At 66.7% G+C, this 3,620-nt stretch carries 2 protein-coding genes; both read right to left on the bottom strand.

The annotated features are described in order from the left end of the window. Nucleotides 1–354: 354 nt before the first annotated feature. Nucleotides 355–2,163 carry an endonuclease/exonuclease/phosphatase family protein gene (locus ACIGO8_RS33990; protein ID WP_399738930.1) on the bottom strand — a complete coding sequence of 603 codons (1,809 nt, stop codon included), beginning with the start codon at nucleotides 2,161–2,163 and terminating at the stop codon, nucleotides 355–357. Between the two features lie 375 nt (nucleotides 2,164–2,538). Next, nucleotides 2,539–3,620 (bottom strand): helix-turn-helix domain-containing protein (locus ACIGO8_RS33985; RefSeq protein WP_399738927.1); only part of this gene is annotated, 1,082 nt, incomplete at its 5' end.

The raw sequence follows: 3,620 nt of genomic DNA, 5'->3' as shown, positions 1-3,620 counted from the left end.
CTGTCGTACCAAGGCGGCTTCCGCCGCGCTTCCGTAGCGCGAGACACAGCGTGGGGCTGCTCGGCGCGTCGAGCGGCGGAACCATTGGCGGCCGAACTGGGCTAGTGATCACACTGACTGGATTTGCTTGTGGTCGGTCCCGAGCAGACGGGTGCAGCCGAAGAAGGTGGTCGACGTACAGTCACGCGCCAACCGGATCGCCTGACCTTCAGAAGGCGTGCCTGCGCTGACTGCTGAGGGTGTTCCGGTGGCCAGGAAAGGGCTGGGCTTGGTACTCCGCGAGTGCGCTCTACTGAAGGAGGAAGGGGCCCTCCGGACGGTGCCGGAGAGCCCCACGGGTGCGTGCCGCCCCGCTTAGAACAGGGTTTCGCCGGTCGGGAAGCCCCAGCCGCTCTTGAATCGGTCGGCGAAGGCGATGCTGCCGTTCAGCGTGCCCAGGCCGGCGTAGAAGTAGACGTTGCCGGCCGTGTCGCGGGCCAGAAGGTCGGCCTTGCCGTCACCGTCCACGTCTCCGGGGGCGGAGATGCCGTCGTACACGTTCCAGCCCCAGGCGATCTTGACACGCGGCCGCAGCGTGCCGCCGGCGGCCGCCTCGTAGAGGTACAGGTCGCCGGCCGGAGTCCGAGCGAGGAGGTCGGGTGCGCCGTCGCCGGTGAGGTCGCCGGGCGTCAGGATGGTGTCGTAGTCCTTCCACGAGACGTCTCCTGTGACGGCGACCGGGCTGCCCACCGTGCCGTCGGGCTGGATCGCCCTGCGGTGGAGCGTGCCGTCGGTGAGCCGGGTCACCAGGTCGCGCGTCCCGTCACCGTCCATGTCCGCGCTCACGGCCAGCTGGTCGACCGTGCCGTAGCCAGTGGCGACGGTGCGGGGCCACCGGAAGAACGTTTCCGTCGGGTCCCCGGGGAAAAAGCGGAGGTTGCCCGTGCTGTCGATGGCGTAGAGGTCCTCAGTGCCGTCGCCGTCCACGTCACCCGCTCGCGCGAGCTGGCGCATGTTGCTCCAGTCGGCGTTCCACCCGGCGCCGACCTTGCAGTACAGGGACTGGAGCAGCTTGTCCGAGCGGCCGCCGAAGTGGCGGTACAGGCTGCCGTCGGCGCCCCGGCGCAGCAGGTCAGCCTTGCCGTCGGCAGGGTTGTTGCAGTGCGACCAGGTCGCGGCGCCGCGGTAGGGGTAGTGGTCGGAGAGGGACTCGCGCGGCATCGCGTCGGCGACGACGTTCTTGAAGTGGTCCTTGCTCACGAAAATGTAGTCGTACTTGGACTCGGTGAGGGGATCGCTGTTCCTGAGCACCGTGTTGGCTCCCGAACGGCAATGGCCGGCCGGCGGGTTCAGAGCCTGGCATTCCGGCGTGAAGCGCTGGGCATCGGTCTCGTCAGTCTCCAGGAACTGTCCTGTGCCACCCGAGTGGCTGTAGAACGGGTCCAGAAGCGAGGTCATGGGGCTGAGGCGCGGATCGGTGTACCAGCTGCCGTCCCGGTTTGCCCAGTGCTGAGCGTTGAAGTCACCGCCGAGCACGACCGGCGTGCCTGCGTCGATCCACGGCTTGACGAGGCTGGCAAGCTTCTTGGCCTGCTCGATCCGAATGGCGTCGCTGTACGAGTACAGGTGGACGGAGCAAGCCCGCGTCGCGCGGCCCTGGAGCGGGACCTGGACGCATGAGGACTTCCAGGTTGTCCCGGCCTTCTCGCCGCCGACGGTCAGGTCGAGAGGGGCGAGAACCGTCACGGGCCCCTTGGCGAAGACGGCGTTGCCCCAGGGATGCTCCTTGTCGAAGGCAGGCTCGCTGTTCGACTTGCACAGGTCCCCCGTGGAGGGAACAGGGACAGGGATCATGGTCGTGAAGGTGCCGCTGTAGCCCAAGGGTGCGAGCGCCTTCAGAAGCTCGTCGTACTGGGACTTGCAGACCTCTTGGAGGAACACGATGTCCGCATCCCAATCGGTCACGTGCTTCTTCACCAGGTCGACGCGGACCTTTACGGCGTCCCTCTGTGCGGCGGTGCCACAGGGAGTTTCCAGTTCGTCGTTGCCCCCACAGATGTTGTAGCTGAGGAAGCGCAGCACGGAGGCGGACTTCGGCGAGACAGTGTCTGCGGATGACGAGGTGACCAGGCCACCTAGCATCGTCGCTGCGAGCAGGGCGACGATGAGCGCACGTAAGCGCATCAATTGACGTTCCTTCTTTCGGATGTCTGAGGATTGCGGCAGAAGAAGCCCGATGGTCGCACGCCAGTGCGACGAGAAAGCGATCAAGCTACTCGGCAACGACCCCACAGCGCCAGAAGGACCTGCACAGCTTGGGCGAAGGCGGACATGGAGACCTCGGCGGGCGGCGAAGGGCGGCCCTATGTCTACCAGTGGACTCTCTCGGGTCGGCGAGGTCGTCTGATCTGGCCCGTCAATCCCACCGAACGGAACTTGCGCGAGCTCGCAGTGGCGGCAGCGTTCGACAACCATGCCTGCGAGGCCTGCATGAGTGCAGATGCTGGCCAGGCAAAGCCTGGCCACCCGCTCCGGACCGATGGTGGCACGTCACTTGGCTCACAAGGCCAGCCGGCGCAGGGCGGCGGGCGTGTGGCCGGTCCAGCGGAGTACCGCGCGGCGAAGAGCACGGGCGTCGGCGTAGCCGTTGCGATCGGCGATCGTTTCGACGGGCAGATCCGTGGTGCTGAGCATCTGGATGATGTGCTCCCGCCGTACGGCTTCGAGCTCTGCCGTCCACGTCGTGCCGTGCTCGTCGAGGCGGCGCTGAAGTGTGCGGGGGCTGACTCCCATCCGGGCAGCCGTAGCGGGCAGCGTCGCGCCATCGTCGCCAGCCGCATCCTTGAGGGCGATGCGGAACAGGTCGAGCCAGTCGCGCAGAGGGATCGCGGCGGCGAGGGTGAGCTCGGCATGGCTGCGCAGCACGGCTGACAGGCCCGGCTGGGCCTGCGGCGTCGGCCTGTGGAGGTCGTCGGCTCGGAACGTGATGGAGCTGACCGGGCACTCGAAATCGATGTTTCGGGTGCCGAAGAGCTCATACAGGGCTCCATGATGACGAGGTGCCTGGGCAGCCAGGCCCGCGCGGAGCGGAATCAGTTCTCTCCGCAGGGCGACGCTGAGCCGTTGCCGGACCAGGCCGAGACCATAGGCCCGTATCGCGGAAGCGGCCTCATAGGTCAGGTCGGCGGCGTTCACATGCCCCAGAGTGACCTCCTGCCCGTCCTGGACGACGAACATGGTCTCGGTGCCGACATCCCCGACGCCCGCAAGGAACTCCGTCGCATCACGAAGCCCCTCAATCGGGGTGGGCGCGGAGGTGAACAGGTAGTCCCACACGCCGAACTGCCCGAACACCGACTGCTCTGTCATCAGCTGGGCAACCTCAGTCCACGGAGCCTTGGTGACCAGCAACTCCCACAGACGGACGTTCGTGCCCGCCGGGGTCCGGAACCGGTCACCTGCCAGGTGCTCGGAGTCCATGCCCAACAGGCCCACGTAGCGGTCCTTGGGAATGCCCAGGATGTCCGCACTCCTGGCGTTGATACGGGTGAAGGCGGCGGGCGTAGTCCCCGGATGCATATGCGCTGACACGTGCGGTGACTTTAGGTCAGCAGGGCGGGTTGGAATGTCTGCATGATCGA

It is taken from the genome of Streptomyces sp. NPDC053493, from assembly GCF_044544825.1.
Lineage (GTDB): Bacteria > Actinomycetota > Actinomycetes > Streptomycetales > Streptomycetaceae > Streptomyces.
The sequence above is the reverse complement of the archived record's forward strand: the minus strand, read 5'-3'. Positions and strand labels throughout refer to the sequence as shown.